Origin of the sequence: Propionivibrio dicarboxylicus, from assembly GCF_900099695.1 — a bacterium.
Lineage (GTDB): Bacteria > Pseudomonadota > Gammaproteobacteria > Burkholderiales > Rhodocyclaceae > Propionivibrio > Propionivibrio dicarboxylicus.
In genome coordinates this window covers 156,471-182,411 of the sequence record NZ_FNCY01000008.1, presented here as the reverse complement: position 1 = coordinate 182,411, position 25,941 = coordinate 156,471, and the positions used below count along the sequence as shown (strand labels likewise).

21 protein-coding genes are annotated in these 25,941 nt (G+C 58.0%); 11 read left to right on the top strand and 10 right to left on the bottom strand.

Annotated features, from left to right (window positions below):
* Positions 1 to 195: 195 nt before the first annotated feature.
* The 6 genes from BLR25_RS11390 to BLR25_RS11365 form a co-directional block, all read right to left on the bottom strand.
* Entirely contained in the window at positions 196 to 1,572 is a 1,377-nt protein-coding gene (locus BLR25_RS11390; protein WP_091937723.1) for a TolC family protein, read from the bottom strand.
* Positions 1,573 to 1,582: 10 nt separating this feature from the next.
* The gene (locus BLR25_RS11385) at positions 1,583 to 1,792 is read right to left on the bottom strand and encodes a YgaP family membrane protein (RefSeq protein WP_091935804.1); all 210 of its coding nucleotides are present in this window, start codon (positions 1,790 to 1,792) and stop codon (positions 1,583 to 1,585) included.
* Positions 1,789 to 4,995 carry an efflux RND transporter permease subunit gene (locus BLR25_RS11380; RefSeq protein WP_091937721.1) on the bottom strand — a complete coding sequence of 1,069 codons (3,207 nt, stop codon included), beginning with the start codon at positions 4,993 to 4,995 and terminating at the stop codon, positions 1,789 to 1,791. Before BLR25_RS11380 ends, BLR25_RS11385 begins: the two co-directional genes overlap by 4 nt.
* 15 nt (positions 4,996 to 5,010) lie before the next feature.
* Complete coding sequence (locus BLR25_RS11375) at positions 5,011 to 6,081, bottom strand: efflux RND transporter periplasmic adaptor subunit (RefSeq protein ID WP_091937655.1); 1,071 nt, start codon at positions 6,079 to 6,081, stop codon at positions 5,011 to 5,013.
* A gap of 20 nt (positions 6,082 to 6,101) precedes the next feature.
* Positions 6,102 to 6,425, bottom strand: coding sequence for an ArsR/SmtB family transcription factor (locus tag BLR25_RS11370; RefSeq protein WP_218122714.1), 324 nt, complete (start codon positions 6,423 to 6,425; stop codon positions 6,102 to 6,104).
* Between the two features lie 217 nt (positions 6,426 to 6,642).
* A complete protein-coding gene (locus BLR25_RS11365; RefSeq protein ID WP_091937718.1) occupies positions 6,643 to 6,834 on the bottom strand; it encodes a YgaP family membrane protein in 192 nt (63 codons plus the stop codon).
* A 1,216-nt stretch (positions 6,835 to 8,050) separates the two neighbouring features.
* Here BLR25_RS11365 and BLR25_RS11355 point away from each other — a divergent pair.
* From BLR25_RS11355 to BLR25_RS11325, 7 genes are all read left to right on the top strand, one after another.
* Entirely contained in the window at positions 8,051 to 9,700 is a 1,650-nt protein-coding gene (locus BLR25_RS11355; protein ID WP_091937653.1) for a methyl-accepting chemotaxis protein, read from the top strand.
* A gap of 326 nt (positions 9,701 to 10,026) precedes the next feature.
* On the top strand, positions 10,027 to 10,647 hold the full coding sequence (locus tag BLR25_RS11350; protein ID WP_091937651.1) for a TetR/AcrR family transcriptional regulator: 621 nt from the start codon (positions 10,027 to 10,029) through the stop codon (positions 10,645 to 10,647).
* A gap of 32 nt (positions 10,648 to 10,679) precedes the next feature.
* Positions 10,680 to 11,219: a hemerythrin domain-containing protein gene (locus tag BLR25_RS11345; protein WP_091937649.1), complete on the top strand. Its 540-nt coding sequence runs from the start codon at positions 10,680 to 10,682 to the stop codon at positions 11,217 to 11,219.
* 35 nt (positions 11,220 to 11,254) lie between these two features.
* A complete protein-coding gene (locus BLR25_RS11340; protein ID WP_091937647.1) occupies positions 11,255 to 12,445 on the top strand; it encodes an efflux RND transporter periplasmic adaptor subunit in 1,191 nt (396 codons plus the stop codon).
* The gene (locus BLR25_RS11335) at positions 12,442 to 13,635 is read left to right on the top strand and encodes an ABC transporter permease (protein ID WP_091937644.1); all 1,194 of its coding nucleotides are present in this window, start codon (positions 12,442 to 12,444) and stop codon (positions 13,633 to 13,635) included. The genes BLR25_RS11340 and BLR25_RS11335 overlap by 4 nt, the downstream gene beginning before the upstream one ends.
* Position 13,636: 1 nt before the next feature.
* Positions 13,637 to 14,344, top strand: coding sequence for an ABC transporter ATP-binding protein (locus tag BLR25_RS11330; RefSeq protein ID WP_091937642.1), 708 nt, complete (start codon positions 13,637 to 13,639; stop codon positions 14,342 to 14,344).
* A gap of 918 nt (positions 14,345 to 15,262) precedes the next feature.
* Complete coding sequence (locus BLR25_RS11325; RefSeq protein WP_176785850.1) at positions 15,263 to 17,944, top strand: CHAT domain-containing protein; 2,682 nt, start codon at positions 15,263 to 15,265, stop codon at positions 17,942 to 17,944.
* A 281-nt stretch (positions 17,945 to 18,225) separates the two neighbouring features.
* Here the strand turns inward: BLR25_RS11325 and BLR25_RS11320 are convergent.
* The 4 genes from BLR25_RS11320 to thrS form a co-directional block, all read right to left on the bottom strand.
* A protein-coding gene (locus BLR25_RS11320) for an IS3 family transposase (protein ID WP_245715534.1) occupies positions 18,226 to 19,346 on the bottom strand; the annotation gives its coding sequence in 2 pieces (ribosomal slippage) (positions 18,226 to 19,100 and positions 19,100 to 19,346; 1,122 coding nt in all).
* Between the two features lie 270 nt (positions 19,347 to 19,616).
* Positions 19,617 to 20,294: a TerC family protein gene (locus tag BLR25_RS11315; protein ID WP_091937638.1), complete on the bottom strand. Its 678-nt coding sequence runs from the start codon at positions 20,292 to 20,294 to the stop codon at positions 19,617 to 19,619.
* 302 nt (positions 20,295 to 20,596) lie between these two features.
* Entirely contained in the window at positions 20,597 to 20,887 is a 291-nt protein-coding gene (locus tag BLR25_RS11310; protein WP_091937636.1) for a DUF134 domain-containing protein, read from the bottom strand.
* Positions 20,888 to 21,232: 345 nt separating this feature from the next.
* The gene (thrS, locus tag BLR25_RS11305; RefSeq protein ID WP_091937634.1) at positions 21,233 to 23,140 is read right to left on the bottom strand and encodes a threonine--tRNA ligase; all 1,908 of its coding nucleotides are present in this window, start codon (positions 23,138 to 23,140) and stop codon (positions 21,233 to 21,235) included.
* A 169-nt stretch (positions 23,141 to 23,309) separates the two neighbouring features.
* Between thrS and BLR25_RS11300 the strand changes: the two genes are divergently transcribed.
* The 4 genes from BLR25_RS11300 to BLR25_RS11285 are packed head-to-tail and all read left to right on the top strand — an operon-like array spanning position 23,310 to position 25,904.
* Complete coding sequence (locus BLR25_RS11300) at positions 23,310 to 23,672, top strand: NifB/NifX family molybdenum-iron cluster-binding protein (RefSeq protein WP_091937632.1); 363 nt, start codon at positions 23,310 to 23,312, stop codon at positions 23,670 to 23,672.
* On the top strand, positions 23,669 to 24,172 hold the full coding sequence (tsaA, locus tag BLR25_RS11295; RefSeq protein WP_091937630.1) for a tRNA (N6-threonylcarbamoyladenosine(37)-N6)-methyltransferase TrmO: 504 nt from the start codon (positions 23,669 to 23,671) through the stop codon (positions 24,170 to 24,172). Before BLR25_RS11300 ends, tsaA begins: the two co-directional genes overlap by 4 nt.
* Positions 24,169 to 25,032 carry an ATP-binding protein gene (locus BLR25_RS11290; protein WP_091937628.1) on the top strand — a complete coding sequence of 288 codons (864 nt, stop codon included), beginning with the start codon at positions 24,169 to 24,171 and terminating at the stop codon, positions 25,030 to 25,032. Before tsaA ends, BLR25_RS11290 begins: the two co-directional genes overlap by 4 nt.
* A complete protein-coding gene (locus tag BLR25_RS11285; protein WP_091937626.1) occupies positions 25,029 to 25,904 on the top strand; it encodes an ATP-binding protein in 876 nt (291 codons plus the stop codon). The genes BLR25_RS11290 and BLR25_RS11285 overlap by 4 nt, the downstream gene beginning before the upstream one ends.
* The last annotated feature ends 37 nt before the right edge of the window (positions 25,905 to 25,941 follow it).

Below are 25,941 nucleotides of genomic sequence, written 5' to 3'. Positions count from 1 at the left end.
GGCGTCAATATTGCTGCACCTGCGCCTGAGAATACGTGCCAACCACACAACGCCATGATCGGTAAATCAGCATTAAGACGACCAACCCAACGGCTAACGCTTCAATGAGGCTGCTCCTGAGGGGCTTCTGGCACCTCGGCAACCCGATCGACCCCGACCTGCTCGAAGCCATGCTGAAATGGCGGGCGCCTAACCTTATTCCCGCGCCAGCGCGCTGCGGCTGACCGTCTCGAACAGCGCCTCGTCGAGCATCCCGGCGGACGCCGCCAGACGCAAACGATCGAGGATGACGCCGAGGCGAGCTTTGAGCAATTCGAGCTGGGCGTTAGACGCGTCGTTCTCGGCGTTAAGGAGGTCGAGCATCGTCCGGTCACCGACCTGGTGGCCGAGCCGGGTGGCGTCGAGCCGCGCCAGGCTGGCCTTGACGTTGGCCTCGAGCGCCTTGACCCGGGTCGCGCCGACGGTAACGCCGAGCCAGGCCGCGCGCGTCGACTGCTCGACCTGCTGCCGCGCCCGCTCGTTCTCGAAGCGCGTCTTGTCGGCGAGCTTGAGCGCCTCCTCCTGGCGCGCGCTGCGCATGCCGCCGGTGAAGATCGGAATCGTCACCTGCACGCCGATCATGCTGCTGCGCAGGTCGTTGAGCGCATTGGCGCCGTAATCGCCGCTGCCGGCCAGGCGCTCGCGCCCCGACTGGGCGACGAGATCGACGCTCGGCGCGGCGGCGGCGCCGTGGCGGCTCGCCTCCTCCTGCGCCGCGACCAGACGGGCCGACAGCATGCGCAGCGTCGGGCTGCCGTCGACGGCTTTCTGCAACCAGTCCTCGAGCGTGCCGGGCGCCTCGCCGGCCTGCGCGCGCGGCCGCCACAATTCGGTCGGACGGCGGCCGACCAGATCTTCGAACGCCTGCTGCTGCAGCGTCAGATCGCTCTCGGCGAGCAGCACCTGCGCACGCACGGCTTCGGCGCGCGCGGTCGCTTCGTGGCTATCGACGATCGGTTTGTCGCCGAGACGGTAACGGTCCTGGGCCTCGACCCGGGCGCGCTCGACGGCAACCTGCTGGCGACGCGCGAGATCGAGCGCCGTTTCCGACTGGACGACGGCGAAATAGCGCTCGGCCGTGCGCAACAGCGCCGCCTGCCGTGCCGCCAGCCAGCCGGCGTCGGCGGCATCGGCGGCGGCGTCGAGCTGCCGGCTCTGCGCCAGCCGGTCGCGGCTGTAGAGCGGCTGGATGGCATTGACCGTCCAGCGATTGAGCGTGCCGTTGTTGATCGAGGTCTGGAAATCGACATTGCGCGAGGTGCCGAATCCCGGCGCCGAAAAACCGGCGTCGCGCGTCGTCGACTGGCTGTTGGCCCGCCCCGACGCGGCACTGGCGCTGACCGAGGGCAGCCACAGCGCCCGCGCCTGGTCGCGGCGCTTGGCGCCGGCCTCGGCCTCGGCCTGCGCTGCGGCGAACTCGGGATCGGCGTCGCGCGCCGCCTCCCATGCCTCCTGCAGGCTGATCGCGCCGGCCGACGGCATCAGCAAGGCCCCGGCCAGCAGCCAGACGCCCTGGTTCAAGATTCGTTTCATGAACATCCTTTCAGCACCCCGGCGCGATGCCGAGCTTGCGCAACAGCCATTCCATCAGACACCAGCCGGTCAGCCCGCTCTGCAGCAGATTCGCCCCGACAAAGGCGGTGAACGCCAGCCACCAGGCGCTGAGGAAGAGCGGACTGCCCTCGATGCCGAAGGCCAATGACAGGAGAATGAAGGCACCGGCGATGATGCGGACGAGACGCCACGAGGTCATGAGGGGCTCCTTTCGATCAGGTGCAGACGGTGGTGATAGGCCATGAAATACAGCAAGGGGATGACGATCAGCGTCAGCACCGTCGACACGAAGATGCCGAAGATCAGCGAGATCGCCAGGCCGTTGAAGATCGGGTCGTCGAGAATGAAGAAGGCGCCGAGCATGGCGGCGATGCCGGTGAGTGCGATCGGCTGGGCGCGGGTGATCGCCGAATTGACGACCGCCTCCTTGAAAGCGACGCCCTGGCGGATCTGCAGGTTGATGAAGTCGACGAGCAGGATCGAGTTGCGCACGATGATGCCGGCCAGCGCGATCATGCCGATCATGCTCGTCGCCGTGAATTGCGCGCCGAGCAGCGCGTGACCGGGCATGACGCCGATGATCGTCAGCGGAATCGGCGCCATGATCACCAGCGGCGTCAGGTAGGAACCGAATTGCGCGACCACCAGCAGGTAGATCAGCACCAGGCCGACGGCATAGGCGATGCCCATGTCGCGGAAGGTCTCGTAGGTGATCTGCCACTCGCCGTCCCACTTGAGGCTGAAGCCGCGGTACGGATCGCTCGGCGGCGCGACGAAGAACTCGCCGATCTGTCCGCCATCGGGGGCGACCGTGGCGGCGATGTCCGAACGCGTCTCGAACATGCCGTAGAGCGGACTATCGACGCGACCGGCCATGTCGGCGACGACGAAATTCACCGGCAGCCCGTCCTTGTGATAGATCGGCTGCTCGCGCAGCGTGTCGCTGACCGTCACCAGTTCGGCGAGCGGCACGATACGGCCGGCGGCGGTCTTGACGCCGAGCTGCAGCAGCGCGTCGAGATTGCCCTGCGCCGCCACCGGCAGATGCAGCGACATCGGCGCCGGATACTTGCTCTGGTCGTGCAGATAGGCCGCCGCCTCGCCGGCCAGCCCGGCACGTAGCGTCGCGACGATGGCGCCCTGCGGCACGCCGAGCGCCGACGCCTTGCGCCGGTCGATGACGAGCAGCTTGCGCGGCGCCTCGACGATGCTGCTGTCGTCGACATCGACGACGCCCGGCGTCTTCTCGAAGATGGCGCGCACCGCCTTGGCCACCTGGCGCCGGCCGGCATCGCTCGGCCCATAGACCTCGGCGACGATCGGCGCCAGCACCGGCGGCCCCGGCGGCACCTCGACGACCTTGACGTTGGCGCCGAGGCGCTTGCCGATCTCCTGCAGCGCCGGCCGCACCCGCATGGCGATGGCATGGCTCTGGGCGTCGCGATGGTGCTTGTCGACGAGATTGACCTGGAGATCGCCGACGGCGCCGCCGCTGCGCAAGTAGTACTGGCGCACCAGCCCGTTGAAGTTGATCGGCGCCGCCGTGCCGGCGTAGGCCTGGTAATGGACGACCTCGGGCACCGTCGCCAGATACGCGCCGAGTTCATGCAGAACGGCGGCGGTGCGCTCGACCGGCGCATCGGCCGGCATATCGACGACGACCTGGAATTCCGACTTGTTGTCGAAGGGCAGCATCTTCAGCTGCACCCAGCCGATCACCGGCAGCAGCACGGCAAAGGCGATGAGGCCGAGCACGGCCAGTCCGAGCTTGGCACGCTGCGCCTTGCCGCGCGCCTCGTCGAGGAAGGGCGAGAAGACGCGCAGGAAGAAGGGCGTGATCCTCGCCGCCAGCCCGGCGCCGCCATGATGCCCGTGCTTGAGCCAGAGCCGCGCCAGCCAAGGCGTGACGACGAAGGCGACGGTCAGGGACAGCAGCATGCCCATGCTCGCGTTGATCGGGATCGGGCTCATGTACGGCCCCATCAGGCCGCCGACGAAGGCCATCGGCAGCAAGGCGGCGATCACCGTCAGCGTCGCCAGGATCGTCGGTCCGCCGACCTCGTCGACCGCCGGCGGGATGATCTCGTCGAGCGGCTTGTCGGGATCGAGCGCCTGATGGCGATGGATGTTCTCGACCACAACGATGGCATCGTCGACGAGAATGCCGATCGAGAAAATCAGCGCGAACAGCGAGACCCGGTTGATGGTAAAACCCCAGGCCCAGGAGGCGAACAGCGTTGCCGCCAGCGTCAGGATCACCGCCGTGCCGACGATCGCCGCCTCGCGGCGGCCGAGCGCGAAGAAGACGAGGATGACGACCGACGCGGTCGCGAAGAGGAGCTTCTGGATCAGCTTCTGCGCCTTGTCGTTAGCGGTCTCGCCATAGTTGCGCGTCACCGTGACCTCGACGGCCTCGGGGATCAGCGTGTTGCGCAGTTCGTCGACGCGGCGGATGACGCGATCGGCGACCTCGACGGCATTCTGGCCGGGCTTCTTGGTGACGGCGATCGTCACCGCCGGATACTCGGCGGCATCCTTGCCGGCAGTGCCGTGCCAGACAGTGCGCGTCGGCGGCGGCGCACCGTCCGACAGCGTCGCCACTTCGCGCAGGAAGACCGGCTTGCCGGCATTGACGCCGACGACGAGGTCGGCGACCGCCTGCGCGTTTTCGAGGAAGGGACCGGCTTCGATGGCGACGGCGCGATTGGCGGCGGTGAGTTCGCCGATCGGCATGCCGACATTGGCCGAACGCAGCGTCGCGCCGAGATCGGCGACGGTGACGCCGTGCGCGGCGAGGCGTTGCGGATCGACCTCGACGTTGATGGCGCGCCCCGGCCCGCCCAGCGTCGTCACCTCGCGCGTGCCGGCGACGCGTTTGACATCGCTCTCGATGCTGTGCGCCAAGCGTTCGAGATCGTAGGCGCCGATGCCGTTGTCTTTGGACCAGAGGGTCAGCGAGACGATCGGGACGTCGTCGATGCCTTTCGGCTTGACGATCGGTTCGAGCACGCCGAGCCCTGGCGGCAGCCAGTCGCGATTACTCTGCAAGGTGTCGTGCAGGCGCACCAGCGCCTCGGTGCGCGGCACGCCGACCTCGAACTGGACGGTGACGATCGCCAGCCCCGGCCGTGCCACCAGCATCACGTGCTCGACGTTGGCGATCTGGCTCAGCACCTGCTCGGCCGGCATGCCGACCATCTGTTCGACATCCTTGGCCGAGGCGCCGGGAAACGGGATCAGCACATTGGCCATCGTCACGTTGATCTGCGGCTCTTCCTCGCGCGGCGTGATGACAACCGCGAAAACGCCGAGCAGGAAGGCGACCAGCGCCAGCAGCGGCGTGATCTGCGCGCTTTGGAAGAAGGCGGCGATACGTCCGGAAACGTTCAATTCGTTTTGCATGACCCGTCCCATCGCTCAGCGAGTGCGCGCGGCGGCGAGCGGATCGACGGCGACGCGTTCGCCGGCCGTTACGCCGGAAAGGATCTCGACCTCGTCGCCGGCCACCGGCCCCGGCCGCACCTGGCGCAGATGCGCCCGGCCGTTGGCGTCGATGACATAGACGGCGCTCAGTTCGGCACGCCGGAACAGCGATTTGGCCGGCACGAAAAGCCGCTGTGCGACGCCCGCCGCGACCGGCAGATGCACGCGCGCAAAAGTCCCCGGCAGGACGCCGCGCGTGCCGGCCGGCAATTCGAGCCGAAGCTGCTGCGTGTGCGTGGCCGGATCGGCCGCCGGCAGCCACACCTGCTTCGCCGGATCGATCCAGCGCTGCGCCTCGGGTGCACCGGGCAACTCGATGCGCAGCTTGCCGCCGGGTACGGCGCGTTCGGCCTGGCTCTGCGGCACGATCGCGCTGACACGCAGGACAGCGGGATCATAAACGGTCATCAGCGCGCGCCCCGGCATCGCCATGTCGCCCAGCGTGACCGCCACGTCGGCGACGACGCCGGCATAGGGCGCCGACAGCGCGAAGAAGCCGGTCTGCACGCGCGCGGCCTGCGCCTGCGCGCCGGCGGCGTCGGCCTGGGCGCGCGCGGCACGGTACTGCGCCTCGGCCCGCTCCATCGCCGCCGCGCTGATGTACTCCTTCTCGAAAAGCTGCTTCTGCCGCGCGTAGTCCTTGCTGGCGACCTCGAAGGCGGTGCGTGCCGCCTCGGCCTGGGCGCTGCTGGCGACGCTCGCCTGATTGGCGGCACGCGCGTCGATCTGCAGCAGCAATTGACCGCTGCGGACGACGTCGCCGGCCTTGACGCCAAGCTGGCTGATGACGCCCGGCACCTGCGCCGAGACGACGGTCTGCCGCACCGCCTCGACGCCGCCCTCGGCGACATAGACGCCGCCCCCGGCCTCCTGCCGCACCGGCGCGCTCGCCAGCGACTCGGCGCCGACCGCCGCCGACGCGACCACCCCGCCCAACAGCAAGGCCAGCAGGCCGCGCGTCACCCGTCCCGGCATCGCTGCTTGAATATTCAGTCTCTCGTTCATGCGATTCCCGATTGTCATGATCAGCCACGCTCCGCTTTGGGACAGAACACCTCGTACATGGTCCTGAGCAGGGTCAGCACCCGTGTGTCGCGGATCGAATAAAAAATCTTCTTGCCCTCGCGCCGCGTCGTCACCAGCCCCTCGGTACGCAGCACGCCCAGTTGCTGCGATAAGGTTGGCTGATGGATATCGAGCCGCTCTTCCAGATCGCTGACACACAACTCGCCGTTCGACAACTGGCACAGCAACAACAGCCTGGACTCGTTGGCCAAGGCGCGCAGAATCGCCGTTGCCTCGCCGGCCGCGGCGTTCATCCGTTCAATACTCAAAGCTTCGGTGGCCATACGAACTCTCGCTACAAGACTGACACGGAAATAGTATACCTTTCGATATTATATCGGCAAATATATAGTAAACGATAATGCGCCTAGGGACGACCCCGGTCGTCGCACGAAGCTACGGATACGAAAACGCCTGGCGCCCCCTTGCGGGCAACACCATCAGCATAGGACAAACGGGATACACCCGCGACCGCGGCGAACCTTGCCGCGATCGCCGCAGCTAGTCGGATTTCTTGCAGCTATTGCAGCCGAGCAAGGGATAGAGCGGACACCAGCCGAGCAGCCCGGTCGCCAGCGGGACTATGCCGACATAGGTCCAGGGCGCGCCGATACCCGCCAGCGCACAGCCGAGCAGCACGACGCCAACAACGATCCGCGCTACCTTATCGATGCCACCGACATTGCTTTTCATGACCATCTCCTGAAAAGGATTCGTGCCGATAAGACCGGGTTGGACAGCGCCGGTTCCATCCTCCGGAACGCCGGCGCCGCCCGCCCGCGAATACCCTAGCAACCCGCGGTCTTGCGGGAGGACTTCTGTACTTCGTTGGTGACAGATAAGTGCCTGATCAACACGATCGAGGTTAACCGACAGGCCTGCGGCGGAGCAACGCGAGCTCAAATCGTTATTTAGGCCTAAGTCTGCGCAAGTCTTACGCGCCATGCTCCGCGAACCCGGCCGCGCATGGAGAGTAACGGACTTGTCAGAAGTCTCCGAGGTTAGCCTCGGGCATGTAAGCAATGTGCACACTGGCTTGATTGATCGCGAATGGGCGCCTGCCCCATTTTTGGTGTCGAACCTGCCGTCAAACACCTTGTAAAAGACATACCCGAACGTCTGAAGCGCATTGCCTGGCCAGTCGAGCATCAATTTGCCCGGATAAAACACCCCCGTCATTGCCGATGTCTCCAAAGGCTCTGGATTACCGAGCAATAACTCTTCCTCTGTCTGGAGCAAACACATTTTGGTTGATAGCGAATTGGTGACAAGGACGGACTACAGTCCTATTTTTCAAATTACTGCTCGGCTGGATCGAGTGCTGTGATACCTGGGAGAGAGAAGCGTTCCAGATATTCAAGGAATGCACGCCTCCCCACCGATAAATGGAAATTCGGACCATGTGCTTCGGGCAAATATTTCGCTCCCTCGCTGCACACGACGACCAAGTTTCCCCGGAGGATAGCCTGATACAGTGCCTGCACATGGCCGCGTAACTCTCCTCTATTCGCCGTGTCCTTGCTTCCGTATTCATCAAAGTCGGCGGGGCAGGACCAAAGCACGGTACGCGCCTCATCTAAACAGCACATGGGATCACTCGGGTCGTCACGCGATTACCTTGTCCGGATATCCGCCTCCCGGATCGCTTGAAGCTGGCCCAAGATGCCTTCCAATGTATTGAGTTGCACGGTTTTTCTCCGGAAAGCTTGGCAGAAAGGCAATGCCGTAAATATTCTGTTGCAGTATCGCCTTACCTCAGGAAATGTCAATTTCAAAGCAAAACCTACCGAAGTTTTCCCTGACATAGATCATGGAAATTGGCAGTCCTTATGTGGTATAAGCCCGAACGAACCACGGGTAGCCAAGAATTCAAGGCTAGTTACTGCGAATTTGGTGATCGGAGAACGCGTTGAAAAACATAAATATCGGCCCAAGGCTCGTAATTCTTGCTGCGATCATGCTGGTCGTAATCGCGGTCGTGGGCTTCGTTGGGCTAAATACTGCGAAGAACAGCAATGTGGCCCTGGACGCGTCATTCAACGATCGTCTAGTACCGTCGAATATCGTCAGCAAAATCACACTGCTGATGAACGATAACCGCTCCCAAGTCATGCTGGCTTTACAGCACGACCCGAGCAACCCGTTATCCAAACTCCATGATCATCCGATCTCAGTGCATATCGACAGTATTGCCAAAAACCGGGATGAGATCACTGCCCTGTGGCAAGAATATTTGAAGCACTCCGTGAGCAATGAAGAGAAATCGCTGGCCGACAAATATGCGGAAAGTCGATCACGCTATTTGGCGGAGGGTCTGGACCCAGCAAAAGCAGCTCTGGTTGCTAGCGAATACAACAAAGCCGACGAAATTTTGCTGAGAAATTTGAACCCAACCTATGCAGCGGCACATGCTTCGGCTACGGCCTTAACCAATTATATCCAGGCAAACGCCAAGAGCGAATTTGAACGTGCCCAAGATAACTACCTAAGTGCTCGGATGGTTGCAATTGGCTTTATCACGCTGGGACTCGTACTGAGTGTCGTTCTTTCTTATCTCATTATTCGGTCGATCACCCAGCCGCTAAGCACAATCCGATCGGTAATCGCCGAAATTAGCAGCAACAAGGATTTTACGAAGGTCGTGGCGATCGACAGTCGTGATGAGATTGGACAAACGGCGGAGGCATTCAACGATCTGGTCCACGTATTAAGACAAACGCTGGCAGAGTTGCATGAGTCGATTTCAGCGATTGATACCAGTGCCAAGCAGATGGACGTGAGCGCGAACGAGTCCGCAAAGGCCGCCGAGGTTAACAGCAGTTCTGCGGCGACAATGGCTGCGTCGATCGAAGAAATGTTGGTCAGCATCAGCCATGTGGCTGACAATGCCAAAGAAGCAATGGATCTTGCACATCACGCTGGGCGATTCGCCGAAGAAGGCGGCGCTGTAATCCGGAGCGCAGTAGAGGAAATGCATCGAATTGTGACGTCGGTGAAAGAGTTTTCGGGAGTGATAAACAATCTGGGGGAACAGTCGGTCCAGATATCAAGCATTGTCCAAGTTATTCGAGAAGTTGCCGATCAAACGAATTTGCTGGCGCTGAACGCGGCCATTGAAGCCGCTAGAGCCGGTGAAGCAGGCCGAGGGTTCGCTGTTGTTGCCGACGAAGTTAGAAAACTGGCAGAACGCACCACAGCTTCGGCCGGTGAAATCTCGAATATGATCTCCAAAATGCAGGCCAATACACAAACCGCAGTTGGAGACATGCAAAAAACGGTCGAACAAGTTGATAAGGGCACCATGCTCGCGGAGAAAGCAGGCTCATCCATCGAACAAATCCAACATAGCTCTGGAGAGGTTGTTCGCGTTGTCAGCGACATAACTGCTTCTATTTCTGAGCAAGGGACTGCCAGCCAAGTTATCGCTCAATCCGTCGAACGGGTGGCGCAAGCAACGGAGGAGTCGAGTACGACGGCGCACAACACCTCTGACTCGGCCAAGACATTGGAACATGTCGCTCATCAAATGTTGTTATCCGTCACCCGTTTTAAGATTTAGCCAGGGCTTCTGCCTACCGGCCTTATTTCCAAAGAGTGTCGCGGAGGTAACGCTCCCGATTCGGTGTGGATCCCGTTATTGGCGAAGTGGTGAAAGCTCTATCACCTGACGCGATGACGGAAACAATCGGGCGTCCCCAGATTAGTTAAGCGCTTATCGAAGTAATTTCGGCAAGAACCACGATGCGGTTTTCATCGTGAAATTTTCTTAGCGCCGGCTTGCAGTGAAAGGCAGTTATTTTTAGGTGTTGCGTTTTGACGTCTCGACAAATAAGATAGTAACAACTTACTTATTAGTCTCTCTAATCCCTTTTCGAAAGGAAACTCATGGCGGACTCGACTCCAACGCGAAGGCGCTTACCGGCCGCTGAGCGCCGCCGTCAGGTAATCGCCGCAGTACTTGAATTGGCACGAGAGGCCAGTCCAGAAGGCATTACGACTCAGGCAATTGCGAATCGGGTTGGATTGACGCATGGGGCGTTATTTCGTCATTTCCCAGACAAGGAAAGCCTTTGGGTTGAGGTCTTTGCGTGGGTGCAGAAGGAACTCGGTACCGTTCTTGATGCAGCATTTGCTTCAAAAGGCGATGCACTTGCTCGGCTAGAGCGGGTATTTTTGGAACATGTTGGCCTCGTTGCTCATTTCCCAGGGGCCCCACGCATTCTCTTTCACGAACTTCAACGGCCTGTCGATTCTCCCTTTCATGAACGCGTCCGGAACATCATCGGAAGTTATCGCCGTCAGTTGCTGGATCTTCTGGGCGAAGCAAAAAGGGCTGGCCAATTGTCGCCCACGTTGGATGAGACCACCGCTGCAATGTTGTTCATAGGTGCGGTACAAGGACTTGTCGTGCAGAGCACATTGTTTCGCAGCGAAGCCGAAATGGTGGATGCAGCGCGTCGGATTTTTCCGCTGTTGCTTGACGGATTTCGCGGCTGTTCTCAATAACATCGATTGCATTATCTCTGTGGAGTATCCACATGACCGATTCCATGTTGCCTCATGCACCTTCATTGGACGAGCCCCTCGAAATGTTAGAGGCCTGTCATGATCGCATCGAAGCGCAACTCAAGACCCTTGAGCGGTTGCTCGAATATTTGCCCTTGCACGGTGCCGATGATCAAGCCCGGCAGGCGGCACAAAATGTCATGCGCTATTTCGATCTGGCCGGCGCGAATCATCACGAAGATGAGGAAAAAAATCTTTTTCCCCGACTACTGCGTAGAGCTGCCAAGAATGAGCTTGAAATGGTGCGATCTCTGGTATCCGAGTTATTAGGAGACCATATTCAGATGAGTGCTGCATTGAATTCCGTACGCAACCAGTTGGCGTCGATCATCGATGGCACTAGCATTTTTCTTGAGGAAGCGGCGGTTCGCCGCGTGACTGCGTTGTACCGTGGGCACATAGAAAAAGAGAACCGCTACCTTCTGCCTCTCGCTCGCCGACTTCTCAACCCCGAGGACATTGGGGTACTGAGCCGAGCGATGACGGCGCGACGCAGCCCAAGCAACGCCTGAGCCTCCATCTACCAACAAAGACGGATGGCCATCGCATGAAGCTCACCGCGCTCTTCACCAGGCAATCGGGTTTGTGGCTAGTCGGATTGCTGCTGCTCCTCGGATTCGGATTTGTCGGGGTTCGTTCCGGCCCCTTGGCGCCGATTCGCGTTACGACCGTATCGGTCGAAACCGGGCTCGTGACGCCAGCACTGTTTGGAATCGCTACCGTCGAGGCTCGTCGAAGCTATTTCATCGGACCGACGGCAGCCGGTCGCGTCAGATCGCTTCAGGTCGATGTGGGCGACCGCGTCAAAGCCGGCCAAAATCTTGCCGAAATTGACCCAGTGGACCTCGATGAGCGCATTCGCTCGATGGATGCCTCGTACGCGCGCGCCCACAGTGCGCTAATCGCCGCCGAGGCACAGCGTAAGGATGGACTGGCTCGCAAAGATCTGGCCTCGCTAAATGCTCGTCGCTATCTCGACCTTGGTGAGAAAAAGTTTGTCAGTACAAGCGCCGTCGAGGGCAAACAACAGGAACTCATTTCCGCACAAGCGGCGCTTGAATCGGCAGACGCCAATTTGCTTGGGGCGCGACAGGAATTGTCACGTCTGAACGCCGAGCAGGCAGCATTGCACCAACAGCGGAAAAATTTGTTTCTTCTGGCGCCGCGTAATGGCATCGTCACCAGCCGAGATGCAGAGCCGGGGTCGACCGTTATTGCGGGGCAGTCGGTGCTTAAGCTGATTGATCCGGACAGTTTATGGCTAAAAGTCCGTCTCGATCAGGGCCGGTCGCGTGGCCTCGTGGGGGGGCTCAAGGCGGAGATCGTGTTGCGCGCTAACCCGGGAATAACCTTGCCAGGGAAAGTCGTCCGTGTTGAACCCCTCAGTGATGCCGTGACTGAAGAACGTATCGCCTTCGTGGCTTTTGACACGGTTCCCTCAGACCTGACGGTTGGTGAACTCGCAGAAGTGACAATCCACGTTGCCCCCGGACCGATGACACTTATTCTGCCCAATGCCGCTATCAAACATACGGTACGGGGGGCTGGTGTTTGGCGTCTACAGAACGATCAGCCGACATTCGTGCCCGTCACACTAGGGCTTTCTGGACTGGACGGGCACATACAAATCCTGGGAGGTTTGCAGGAGGGTGACCGGGTGATTGCCTACAGCGAGAAAGAGTTGTCGGATAGCTCGCGCGTCAGAGTCGAAGAGCAACTGGTCGGAGGAAAGCATTGATTAGTCTTGCCGGGCGAGACATCCTGCATTCTTGGGGGAAATTTGTTCTGACCGGGATGGGGCTGGGTCTGTTGATTGGCCTCACCTTATCGATGGCTGGCATCTACCGGGGCATGGTTGATGACGCCAAGGCTCTCCTTAACAACAGCGGTGCCGACCTGTGGGTGGTACAGAAGGATACCCTGGGCCCTTATGCCGAGTCGTCCAGTATTCGCGATGATCTCTACCGAGCGATTCTTGGCATGCCGGGCGTTACGCGCGCGGCAAATGTGACCTATCTGACCATGCAAGTGCGTCAGGGTGACGCCGATGTTCGTACCATGGTGGTCGGCTTTGAACCGGGGCAGCCGGGCGAGCCGGAATACTTGGTCGCCGGCCGGCATGTTACGCGCAACCATTACGAGGCCGTTGCGGACGTAAAGACTGGCTTTCGAATTGGCGAATCGATTCGTATCCGACGCCATGATTTTGTCGTTGTCGGATTGACCCGGCGCATGGTTTCGTCTGGCGGAGATCCGATGGTGTTCGTCCCGCTCAAGGATGCCCAAGAGGCGCAGTTCCTCAAAGATAATGATGCGATCGTCAATGAACGGGCAAGGACGGCGGCCAATCCATCCCTCAACCGGCCGTGGGTGCCGGGATTACTCGACGCCATCGTGGCCTCCCAAACGAGCAATCGCAACGTTAACGCCATTCTGGTCCAAGTATCCCCGAATGCCAGACCGACAGCCGTCGCTGCCGAGATCGAACGTTGGAAGCACCTGCAAGCTTATTCACGCGAGCAGATGGAGGAAATACTGGTCGCGAAATTGATTGCCACGTCGGCCAAGCAGATTGCGTTGTTTCTGGTGATTCTAGCGATTGTAAGCGGGGCGATCGTCGCTTTCATCATCTACACGATGACTCTGGGAAAAATTCGCGAGATTGCTGTGTTGAAACTCATCGGGACGCACAATCGGACAATTGCCGCCATGATTTTGCAGCAGGCGCTTGGCCTCGGACTTATCGGTTTCATCGTTGGCAAGATGGTTGCTACGGCATGGGCGCCGATCTTTCCGAAGTACGTGTTACTCGTACCGAGCGACGCCTTATGGGGATTCGTTGCCGTCATGGTGATTTGCGCGATTGCCAGCACGCTAGCTATCCGGGCAGCGTTGCGCGTCGATCCGGCCACGGCCATTGGTGGCTGACATGAATGGCTTTGGTATCCGAATTGAAGGCTTGCGCAAGCGCTATGGCGACGGTGAAACCGCCGTTAACGCGCTCGTGGATGTCAACCTGACTGTTGCCCCTGGCGAGGTGGTTGGTCTCATCGGACCTTCAGGTTCTGGAAAAAGCACGTTACTCAAGTGCCTTGGCGCAGTCATTGAACCGACCAGCGGTCGAATGACCCTCGGTGATGACGTGATTTACGACGGAGGCTGGAAAATCTCTGATTTGCGTGCGCTTCGCCGTGATCGTATCGGTTTCGTTTTTCAGGCGCCGTATCTGATCCCTTTTCTTGACGTGACGGATAACGTTGCGCTGTTGCCGATGCTGGCGGGGCACACTAATAGTGAATCGCGCCAGCGTGCCTTGGAACTGCTCGACGCGCTTGATGTTGGACACCGCGCCAAGGCGCAACCTTCTCAACTCTCCGGAGGAGAACAGCAGCGGGTAGCGATTGCGCGGGCGTTGGCCAACTACCCCCCGGTTGTGCTCGCGGACGAGCCGACCGCGCCTCTTGATAGCGAGCGCGCCTTGTCCGTGATACGCATCCTCAATCAAATGGCACAACAGTACTCAGCTGCGGTAATCGTAGTCACTCATGACGAAAAAATCATCCCGACCTTTAAACGCCTTTATCACATTCGAGATGGTCAAACATTTGAAGGACATGGCGAAGGTCGAGCCCTTTAAAAGCAGATCCGGCACAGGGCAATTTCTGAACTCCGAGAGGATCGATGCATCATGAAATTTTTCCCGCTCGTCATGACTATATCTGACACTCAAGCTGTGTTCTTTCTGCATTGTGCATGAACGGATTATGGTTAGAGAACGCCAGGATTGTCTGGAGAACAGGGAGCGTGGCGAATATGTAATCAGCAGAGAACTGTTCGCCAATCAGCGGTCAGCTACAACAAACCGGAAGTCCCGAGTAGCGAGAGCAACATATTCAAGAAATCAATGAAATCGCTTGAGATAGGTCTGGGCGCGTATCTAACCAGGGATAGTATTAAAAATGCATTTGACATATGTTTGTCGTGATCGGGCGACATCGTTCTGACAAGCCATCAGCGATATTGTTCGGGTATGTCGTGGAGATTTGCAATTGGGATACTTAATCGCCAAAGACCGCTCTGGCTGGCTCGATAAAGAGCAGAATGGCTGCAGCGGCGTTCATCAAGGCGAGTATTGGGTAACACCGAGCGAACTCGTCGGCAGTGTAAAAAAGAACTTCCAGTAACTGATGTTACGTTACGCAGCGCCGTTTTTCTTCCATCCGGCATGCTGATGGCTCGCGCTGTCGAAACCTCCGCACCTCATCGTCTTCTAAGCGGTGGGTTCGTCGTAATGGCGGGGCGCAGATTGCTCAACAGCATCACAGGCGATTGATGTCAGCTTTCTTATCCGGATCCGTCTAAGTTGGCCAGAAGGAACAACAGCCGCCTCGGCGCGGCTTCAGCCCTGGCCACTTGGGTCCCGCAGATTGGACAAGCCACTGTGCGCGTTGTGCGACGCGTTACAGCAGACATGACAGCCCCACCCATATGGGGTAAGAATGATCGCGATGTTAGCCGAACTTCGATCCCGCCTTTGCGACAGGAGACATTCTCCATGCCCAAAATTCGCGTCATGAACCGTTTGCTTGCCGCCCTGTTGTCGATGCTCATGGCCTCCATCGCCTACGCCGAAACTCTGAACATCCAGACCGACGCCGGCCCCCTCGCAATCGAGCGCGGCGATATTCCCCTGATGTACGAAGATAAATACATGCAGGGTTCCGAAGGCATGGTGAGTCCGGACTATCTGCGTTTTCTTCAGGAAAGGTTGTTTCCCAACGGTATTCCCCAAAACCCGGTCGAACCCTCCGCACAGCCGTTTCTATTCCGCTACTGCGTCGCTCTCTACGAGACGAAACAGTATGGGCAGGCGCTGCAATGCCTGGATGCGGTGGGTGCTTCGGTGAGCATGTACGGCGACCCTGTCGGCAAGCCAGCACGATTGTTTCCAATCCAGATCATCCCGCTTGGAATCGAAGTGAATTCGCCCGGCGGCGAATATCCTCTTAGCGTGCGCGAGCCTATGCAGCGATCAGAAATCCTGCTTGAACTGGGTGATCAGGCCGGCGCTATCAAACAAGCTATGATCGCCTGGGAGCAGCGCGGGAAAATTCCTGATTCATCTTTGCCAGCGCCGTACAAAAACACGCCACAGTCGATATTAGCCAGAACCACATGCCGGGATGACCGGGAAGGTAGCTTTACCTCTTATGCGGGCAACGCGGTTTGTGGCCGGGGCGGGGAAACTAATCTGACCGCCTTGACGCATGCAGCCATAGTTTTCAGCCTTGGCGGCGATAAGGAAAAATCAGCGCTCGCCATCAGCGAAATAAAGAGCCAACTCACGACATTCGAGGCGAGCATCGACAAAAAATTTCGAACACAACGACGCATGGCCCTGGTCAAAGCTTACATGGCGCAGGGGGACTACCGGGCGGCACTTGAAATGGCCGACGATGAAAGTACTTTGGGTTCCGATCTTTTCTTGTTTGTGTTCGGTGCGTTTTCACTGGCTCATGGTAGCGGATCGGGGATTAGTTTGATTGCAACTCCGTTCATGGATCAGTATTCGATTTCTTCCAAATTCCAGGTTGCCCATGCCCGTGTCGAAGTCGGGCGTCTGGCCGAAGCCAAGAGTTATTTGGATGAGATACTCGCCAGAGAAGAAATTGCTGCTCTGCCCGGCATCTACTGGGCTGCACTGTATGACCGGGGGCGTATTGCCGAAAGCGAGCAAAGCCCTGAGGAAGCTATCTCGCTTTACCAGCGCGCCGTCGCCGAGATAGAGAAACAGCGATCGACCATCAGCACCGAAAACGCCAAGATTGGTTTCTTCGGTGACAAACAATCGGTTTACCAGGCCTTGATTCGGCTCCTTTTTCAATCCGGTCGCATCGAAGATGCATTCCTTATGGTAGAACGCTCCAAATCCCGTGCGCTGGTCGACATGCTTGCCAGCAAGCAGGATTTCCACATCGTCGGTCCTGATGCCGAGAAAGTTCGTCAGCTTCTTGGCAGCAGCCAAGCCAACGAAGTTTCGTTGACGCGAGACGCCAGCGCGGATCGTGATTTGCTGGTTCACGCCTCGCACTCGCTCGAAGGCAAGCAGGAAGTCACCCCGGCACAGGTCGCGGCGATTCTTGGCGACTTGCGCAATCTTAAAACCGAATCCCGCGCTGCGTTGAGCAGCCAAGCGCCGGAACTGGCCTCGCTGGTATCCGTACCCACGGTTAGCCTCGACGACATTGACCGTGCCCTACCCCCTGACCATGCCATCGTCAGTTACTACTACGACAGTCAGAACTTGTATGCTTTCGTTTTCGAGGCAAAACAAATCCAGGCCGTCAAGCTCGAGCGTGCCGATCTCGAAAGCGAGATTCAATCGTTCCGTCAAGCAATTGAACAGTTTAGCGACGACTATCCCGCTATCGGCAAGAAACTTTACGACCGGCTAGTTGCACCGCTTCTACCGTTGATACGGAACTCGAAGCTGATTATTGCCGGTCACGGCAAACTTCACTACCTTCCGTTCGCCGCGCTTTTCGACGGTAGCGAGTTCCTTATCGATCGTTACCAACTCACTTATCTGCCAAGTGCCTCGACGCTCAAGTACATTGCTGCACGCCGCGTTACGGACAAATCCGGTACCGTGCTTGCGCTGGGCAATCCCGATCTTGGCGACCGGAAATACGACCTGCCGTTTGCTGAAAAAGAGGCTCAACTGGTGGCCACGATTTTCTCCAAATCAGAGGTGTTGTTGAAGGAACAAGCAAGCAAGAAAAACCTGATCGACTATGGTGCCGGCTTCCGTTACTTGCACTTTGCCACTCACGGCAAGTTCGATGCTGACGATCCGCTAGGATCTGCACTGATGCTGGCCGGCAACTCTGCAACCGATCCACGGGATCGCCTGACGGTGGGTGAGCTTTATTCGATGAGCCTGGATGCAGAGCTGGTAACGCTGAGTGCCTGTGAAACAGGCTTAGGCAAAATTGCCAATGGGGACGACGTGGTTGGTCTGGTGCGAGGCTTTCTGTATGCGGGGGCCAATCAGGTGGTATCAACGCTCTGGCCCATCGACGATGAAGCTACATCGAGCCTGATGGCTGGGTTCTATACCTACCTGAAGGCGGGAAAGCCCTCTGCTGATGCCATGCGCCAAGCCCAGCTCGACCTCAAGCGCAAATATCCGAAGCCTATTTTCTGGGCCGCGTTCCAGATGACGGCGAGGCACTGACGTTCGTTCGCGAAGCATCAAGCCTCGCCCATTCCCTTCCAGTAGTCGACGATCTGTGCATGTCTTAATTGATCAACGTACGTAACAGGCGCCATTCATCAGGTTAGGGTGTTGCGTAAATTGCGTATGGGAAGATTAGCAAGCTCTCCTTCTTCATAAACTGAATGAGGGCTCTACAATAGTTTTTTAGTTGAGGACGTTCATCATGACCATGAAGAAACGGTGAGGTGCCCCCAGGAATAGAGCCAAGGGCGTTCTAGTAAAAGTCCTCGTGTTGCATCCTAAAGACGCTCTTTTTCTGTCGGCAATGCCGACGTAATTCCCCGGTGTTTTGCTGCAAACTCTGCCGGCGTTTGATACCCCAACGTGCTATGAGGTCGGCATTGGTTGTAGTCCTGACGCCATGCTGCGATCAGAATACGGGCTTCGGCCAAGGTCGTAAACCAATGGTCGTTGAGACACTCATCCCGGAAGCGCCCGTTGAAACTCTCGATGAAGGCGTTCTGAGTTGGTTTCCCCGCCTGAATCATCTTGAGTTGGATACCGTGTTTGTAAGCCCATTGGTCAAGGGCCTTGCCCGTAAATTCTGGCCCTTGGTCGGTGCGTATCGCCTTGGGATAGCCCCGAAATCTGGCTGCCTGATCGAGAACCCGCGTGACATACTGCCCCGAGATACCGAAGTCAGCCACTAGGTCGATCGCTTCTTTGCTGAAATCATCGACGATAGTCAGCACCTTGATCCGCCGGCCATTGGCCAATGCATCGCTAACAAAATCCATCGACCAGACCTGGTTCAATTCCAGCGACGACTCAAGTGTTTGCCGCTCGACTGTCACACCGTGCCGCCGCTTACGCCGCCGCACCGCAAGGCCGGCCTCGCGGTAAAGTCGGTAGATGCGTTTGTGGTTCGCTAAGACGCCTTCCCGCCGAACCAATGCATGCAGGCGACGATAGCCAAAGCGCCTGCGCTCTCCAGCAAGCTCAATCAGCCTTGCCTGCAATTGCCTATTCGCGGGCTGAGCCTTCGATTCGTAGTGCAGCACCGTGCGTGACAGACCCACCAGCTGGCAGGCCCGGCGCTCAGAAATCTTTGTGTCATTCTGCATTGTCCGGACCGCCTCACGCTTTTGCTGGGGGCTCAGCGTTTTCGGCCGAGAACTGACCGTAGTGCCTCGGCATCCAGAATAGATTCCGCCAGTAACCGCTTTAGCCGGGCATTCTCCGATTCCAATTCCCTCAGACGTTTGGCGTCGGGGACCGTCATCCCTCCGAACTTGGCACGCCACGTGTAGAACGATGCGTCACTGAATCCATGCTGACGACACAATTCCTTCACCGGCACGCCAGCTTCCGCCTGCTTTAAAAATCCGATGATCTGCTCTTCTGAAAACCGCTTCTTCAAGTCCATTCTCCTTCTCGAAAACGGACTTTACTAAATTACCATTGGCACTGTTTAGCGGGGGCACCTCACTCCTGCTCTATGTACTAACTTATGTGGCTACGGCATTACGGCCGTGGAGCTAGGGCATTCTTTGAATTGTTAGCGAGCGCCAGGATGTGGCCTCCTGAATCTGAAGCCGTTTGCCTCTGGCTAACAATGCACCGTAAAGGTCCGCGGGATTGACTGGCTTTGCGATGAAATTGTCCATGCCAGCATCGAAAACATGGGGAACTAATCTCGGCTACGGTCGAGAACCGTAACTTTGTTGTGCCACCATCCGACGGAGATGACCAGCGTCGTGATTAAAATTGAGACGAATGGACTGTCAACAAATAGAGTGGGTAAATATGGGCGCAGGACGGCATCGTTACCAATCATTGCACCCGCTGTCCAGGCAATAAGACCCGCGCCAATATAAATAATTATCGGAAAGCGATCCATCATCCGCATGATGATTGTGCTGCCAAAAACAATCAACGGAATCGAAATTGCCAGGCCTGCGACAACCAGCAACTGATTCCCATTGGCTACTGCAGCAATAGCGAGTGTATTGTCAAGGCTCATCAGTATGTCGGCGATAACAATCGTCCGTGCGGCACCAATAATGTTGTCGTAAGTACTTTGTTGATTGGGCTCTTCAGGTTTCTCGATTAACAACTTGATTGAAATCCAGACAAGCAATGAGGCCCCCGCCAGCTGCAGGAGCGGGATTTTCATGATCTGAACCGCCAGGAGTGTCATCAATATTCGCAAAACCATTGCGCCGCCGCATCCCCACAAAATGGCTAACTGTCTGCGGCCAGGTGCAAGATTTCGCGCTGCCAGAGCAATAACCACCGCATTGTCTCCGGACAGAACGATATTAACCACCATGATTTGGATGAGCGAGCTTAGTACGTCTGCATTCATTGATTGACAAGCTCCTCAGCAATACGGCGCGTTGGCGGGAAATCGTAAGACCAAATCTAACTGAGAAAATAGTGATGATAAACCTGGAAATTGTTTGTTGAGACCTTGTGTCCACTGGCCGATCACGATATGTAGCAACCGATGCCACCGATTCTTTATGATTGGGCACTAATTTCTATTCCAATTTAAGCAACTAGGTGTATGCATTAAATCTGAGTCGTCTCGGCGTTAGCTGATGCTTGCACGCGATTTGATAGAGCTCATCAGCGAACGTTATCAATAAGCAGTACTGTTTCCGGTAGTCAATAAGTCTGTTCTTCTGAATTGATTCGCAATGCTTTCCCGTTGAGCAAGGCATCGGCTATCTTGGCATGTGCGCTCTTCAGGATGTTACCGATGGTTTGCCGGGATATCCCCATTTGCTGCGCCGCATCAATCTGATAGAGGCCCTCAAGATCAGTTAGGCGCATAGCCTCAATTTCATCCAATTTCAACACAACCTCATCAAGCTCACGCAAGGGAATTCCGGCTGGCTTGAAATATCTTGAGGCCGGATTACAGCTTATCTGGCGGCACTTGAGTGGGCGAACCATGTATACCTCGTCATTCGTTTTGGAGCAGAGTGGCGATTGTGGGTTATGACATCACAGGCGCGTTGAGATGGTTGTGAGCACTATGGTAGCGAGAGCGGTTAATTGATTGGAGTGTTTCAAGGTGCTTATTTTTGCAGTGATTTTAAATCTCAATGTGGACTTTCTTGCATTCCGATTGTGGACAGCGCGTTCCTCCGCGACAGTCGTTACGGCTGCCAGGCAGGGCGGTCATTACACCAGCATTAGGATCGCGCAGGTTCCCGTTCAGTTGCAATAGATCAGCGTCTACTCCACCTCTACCTGTTAATGAGACGCGATCATCGCCGGAATTGAGCATTCCAACCGTCAAACTGTCGATGCCCTTGCACGGAACAACTCGGACAGCCGTTCCCGCGCTATGTATCCTAAATCTTTTCCTTTTACATCTCTGACATTCACGCCTCCCTGATTCCGTTCCCGTTCGCCGACCACTAGCAAATAGGGGACGCGTTGTAGCGTGTGTTCTCTCACCTTGAAGCCAACTTTCTCGTTACGCAAATCAGCGATAGCCCGAACGCCCGCATTCTTCAGTTCGTCGACCACCTGGTGAACATAATCGGTTTGCGCGTCGGTAATACTGAAAACGACTGTTTGGATCGGCGCCAGCCAAGCAGGGAATGTTCCGGCGTGGTGCTCGATCAGGATACCGATGAAGCGTTCGAGCGAACCGAACAGCGCGCGATGCAGCATGACCGGACGTACCCGCTCGCCTGCTTCGTTGATGTAGCCGATATCGAAGCGTTCCGGCAGGTTCAGATCCACTTGCAGCGTCCCGCACTGCCAGTCGCGCCCGATCGCGTCGCGCAGCACGAATTCGAGCTTCGGTCCGTAGAAAGCGCCTTCGCCGGGATTCGTCGTGTAACCCAATCCCATCGCGTCCAGCGAGGCGGAGAGCGCGCGTTCCAGCCGATCCCAGACCTCGTCGCTGCCGATCCGGTTGATTGGCCGGGTCGACAGCTTGATCGCGACATCGCTGAAACCGAAGTCGCGGTAGATGTCGAGGATCAGGCGGGTGACGGTCTCGCACTCCACCTGCATCTGCTCCAATGTACAAAATATGTGCGCGTCGTCCTGTGTGAAGTGCCGCACGCGCATCAGCCCGTGCAGAGCGCCTGAAGGCTCGTAGCGATGCACCTTGCCGAATTCGGCCATGCGGATCGGCAAGTCGCGGTAACTCTTCAAGCCGTGCGCAAAGATCGAAACACTGCCCGGACAATTCATCGGTTTGAGCGCGAAGGTCCGGCCGTCCTCCGTCTCTGTCGTAAACATGTGGTCGCGGTAATTGCTCCAGTGTCCGGAAATTTCCCAAAGCGATCGGTCCATCACGTCGGGCGTATTCACTTCCTCGTAACCGGCATCGAGTTGTCGCTGGCGCATGTAGGTGATGAGTTGCTGGAACAGCGTCCAGCCCTTGCTGTGCCAGAACACCGACCCCGGCGCGCATTCGTCGAAGTGGAATAAATCGAGATGGGCGCCTAGCTTGCGGTGATCGCGCTTCGCCGCTTCCTCGAGTCGCTGGAGGTAGTCTTCCAGCGTTTTCGCGTCCGCCCAGCAGGTTCCGTAGATCCTCTGCAACATGATATTGCTCGAGTCACCCCGCCAGTAGGCGCCAGCCACCTTCATGAGCTTGAAGGCCTTGAGGCGCCCCGTCGAAGGAACGTGCGGGCCACGGCAAAGATCGACAAAATCGCCTTGCCGATACAACGAGATCGTCGCGTCTTCCGGCAAGTCGCGGATGATCTCGCACTTGTAGTTCTCACCCATCGACTCGAACAGCCCGATCGCTGCTTCGCGCGAGACCTCGGAGCGCTGCACGGGAATATCGGCGAAGGCAAGTTCTCGCATCCGCTGCTCGATGTGGCCGAGGTCATCCGGGGTAAAGGGGCGCGAATAGGCGAAGTCGTAGTAGAAGCCGTCCTCAACGGTCGGACCGATCGTCACCTGCGCATCCGGATAGAGCTGTTTGACAGCCATGGCCATCAGATGCGCGCAGGAATGCCGCAGCACGGCTAACCCATCCGGATCACGCTCAGTCAACACGGCGAATTGAGCGTCGACATCGATTGGTGTGGCGAGATCAGAGAGATTCCCATTGATGCGTGCCGCCAGTGCGTTCCGTACCAATCCGGGGCTAATGGACTGTGCGACCAACATGGCGGTCACGGGTTCGGAAAAAATTCTTTGCGCCCCGTCGGGCAGAGTAATCACGGGCATCGTGTCCTCCCAAAAAGATGTCGAATCGGCGTTCGCCAAATGACGATAGAACAGCGCCGGGGTTTTTATTATGGCATATGCCAACAAAAACACTCGCATTGGTTGCAATAATTATTGGCGTATGCCAATATTTGCGCATCGATGATACAAACACCGAACCGATATACCCATGAAAATCGTATTCACCACCCAAGGCGACAACCTTTCGGCCCCACTCGATCCGAGCTTCGGCCGCACGCGCAACTTCCTGGTCTTCGACCTTCAGAGCGACGCCTTTGAAGTCATTAGCAACCACCAGAACCAGAATGCCGCGCAAGGCGCTGGCATCCAAGCCGCGCAGACCATCGTCAAGGCGGGCGCCGGTGGCCTCGTCACAGGTCATTGCGGCCCGAAAGCGTTTCGCGTGCTTGAAGCGGCCGGCGTCAAAGTCTTCAATACCGACGCACCGACCATCGCCGAAGCGCTGGCGCGTTACCGTGCCGGCAATTTGGTCCAGGCCGCCGCAGCAAATGTCGAAGGCCATTGGGCATGACCAAGCGGCTGATTGCATTCACGCCAATCGGTTTCATCCATAGTGAACACATCTGCGCCGAACGCACGCCGATTCAGCCGGTCTTTGCGCGAGAATGCGAGGGACGTATCGAGATACTCCCGGAATTTGCGGAAGGACTGCTCGATCTCGACGGTTTTTCGCATGTCCACTTGATTTACTACCTGGACCGCGCCGAACGCCCAAGACTGAAAGTCCGACCGTTCCTGCAAGACGTAGAGCGCGGCATCTTCGCTACACGCTATCCCGCACGCCCGAATGCCATCGGCCTCAGTGTCGTCGAATTGTTGCGTATCGAAGGTTGCATCCTTCATTTCAGGGGATCGGACATTCTCGACGGATCACCTTTGCTCGACATCAAGCCATTTACCGCGAGATTTGACCATATCCAATCGACGCGCAACGGTTGGTATGACGAAGTTGACGCGGAAACGGCGCAGCGGCGAGGCGTACGCGAGTACTTTAAAGGGAACCGGCCATGATCGTCGCGATCGCATCGGGTAAAGGCGGCACCGGCAAAACCAGCGTTGCCGTGAACTTGGCGCGTGTCTTTGACACACCGGTACAGTTACTCGACTGTGACGTCGAGGAACCGAACGCTCACCTTTTCTTCTCGGGGACAATGATTTCCGAAGAAGAGATTGCCATCTCCGTTCCGGAGATCAACGCCGATGCCTGCAACGCCTGCGACGAATGCGTCGAGTTCTGCCAATTTAACGCGTTAGCCTCGTTTTGCCGGACCCCTCTCGTATTTCCGGAGCTATGTCATGGATGTGGCGGGTGCGCACAAGTCTGTCCGCGCGGAGCTATTTGTGAGAAGGATTTTCGCGTCGGAGAGGTACGCACTTTTCAGGATGAGCGGATCACACTGATCAGCGGTTGCCTCGATGTTGGCGTATCACTGGCGTCGACAATCGTTCATGCGGTCAAGAACCGCCTGAGAAACGACCTGCCCGCCATCCTCGATGCACCGCCCGGCACCGCCTGCCCGGCAGTAGCCACGCTACGCGGTGCGGATTACGCCGTGCTGGTCACCGAACCCACGCCCTTTGGCCTGCATGATCTTGGTCTAGCCGTCGATACGGCCCGGGAACTGCGGGTACCGTTTGGCGTGGTGATCAACCGCGTCGGTATCGGCGACGATCGGGTGCAGGACTACTGCGCCCGAGAAGGCATTCCGGTCCTGCTCGAAATCCCGGATGACCGCCGGATCGCCGAAGCGTATTCCCGCGGGCAAATCATTGTCGAAGCCTTGCCCGAGTATCGGGCGTATTTTGAACTTCTGTGGCGAAATATAACCGCCCACCTTGGCGGAAACACAGCCATCGAGGCTATGTCATGAAGGAACTCGTTATTCTCAGCGGCAAGGGTGGAACCGGCAAGACCAGTCTCACTGCCTCGTTCGCCCGTCTCGCCGAACGCCCGGTGATTGCCGACTGCGACGTCGACGCGGCTAACCTCCACCTGGTCCTCGCCCCAACCGTGCGTGAACGCCACGAATTCTTCAGCGGACATCAGGCGGTGGTCATGGAGGAAGTCTGCTGTAATTGCGGCGTCTGCCTGCCCGAATGTCGGTTCGGCGCCATCCAGCCGCCTTCTCCAGAAAACGGACATGAAACCTACTGGATCGACCCGACCGCCTGCGAAGGCTGCGGCGTCTGTCTTAGGGCCTGCCCAATGGATGTCGTCGATTTCCCGGAACGCCGCTGCGGCGAATGGATGGTCTCGGACACCGTGTGTGGCCCGATGGTCCACGCCCGCCTCGGCGTCGCTGCCGAAAATTCGGGCAAGCTCGTCACCGCCGTTCGCCAGGCGGCGAGGCGCATCGCCGAAGAAGGCGACCATCCTGTGCTAATCGTCGATGGTCCGCCCGGCATCGGCTGCCCGGTCATCGCTTCGATCACCGGCGCTTCGCACGTTCTGCTCGTCACCGAACCCAGCGTTTCGGGCGAGCATGACCTGGAGCGCGTGCTCGGACTCGCATGGCACTTCGGCATTCCGGCATCCGTGTGCATCAACAAGTGGGACATTAACCCCGAACTCTGCGAGCGAATTGAGGCCAAGGCCCGTGAGTTCAGTGCACGCGTAGTGGGCCGCATTCGCCATGATCCGGAGGTCACACGCGCCCAGATTCAAGGACTCGCCGTAGTCGATACCGATTGCCCGAGCGCCGAGGACATCCGCTCTGTCTGGGCGGAACTGGGCCTGCAATAGGCCGTCACTTTTCAACGCCGCATCCACAACAAGGAGT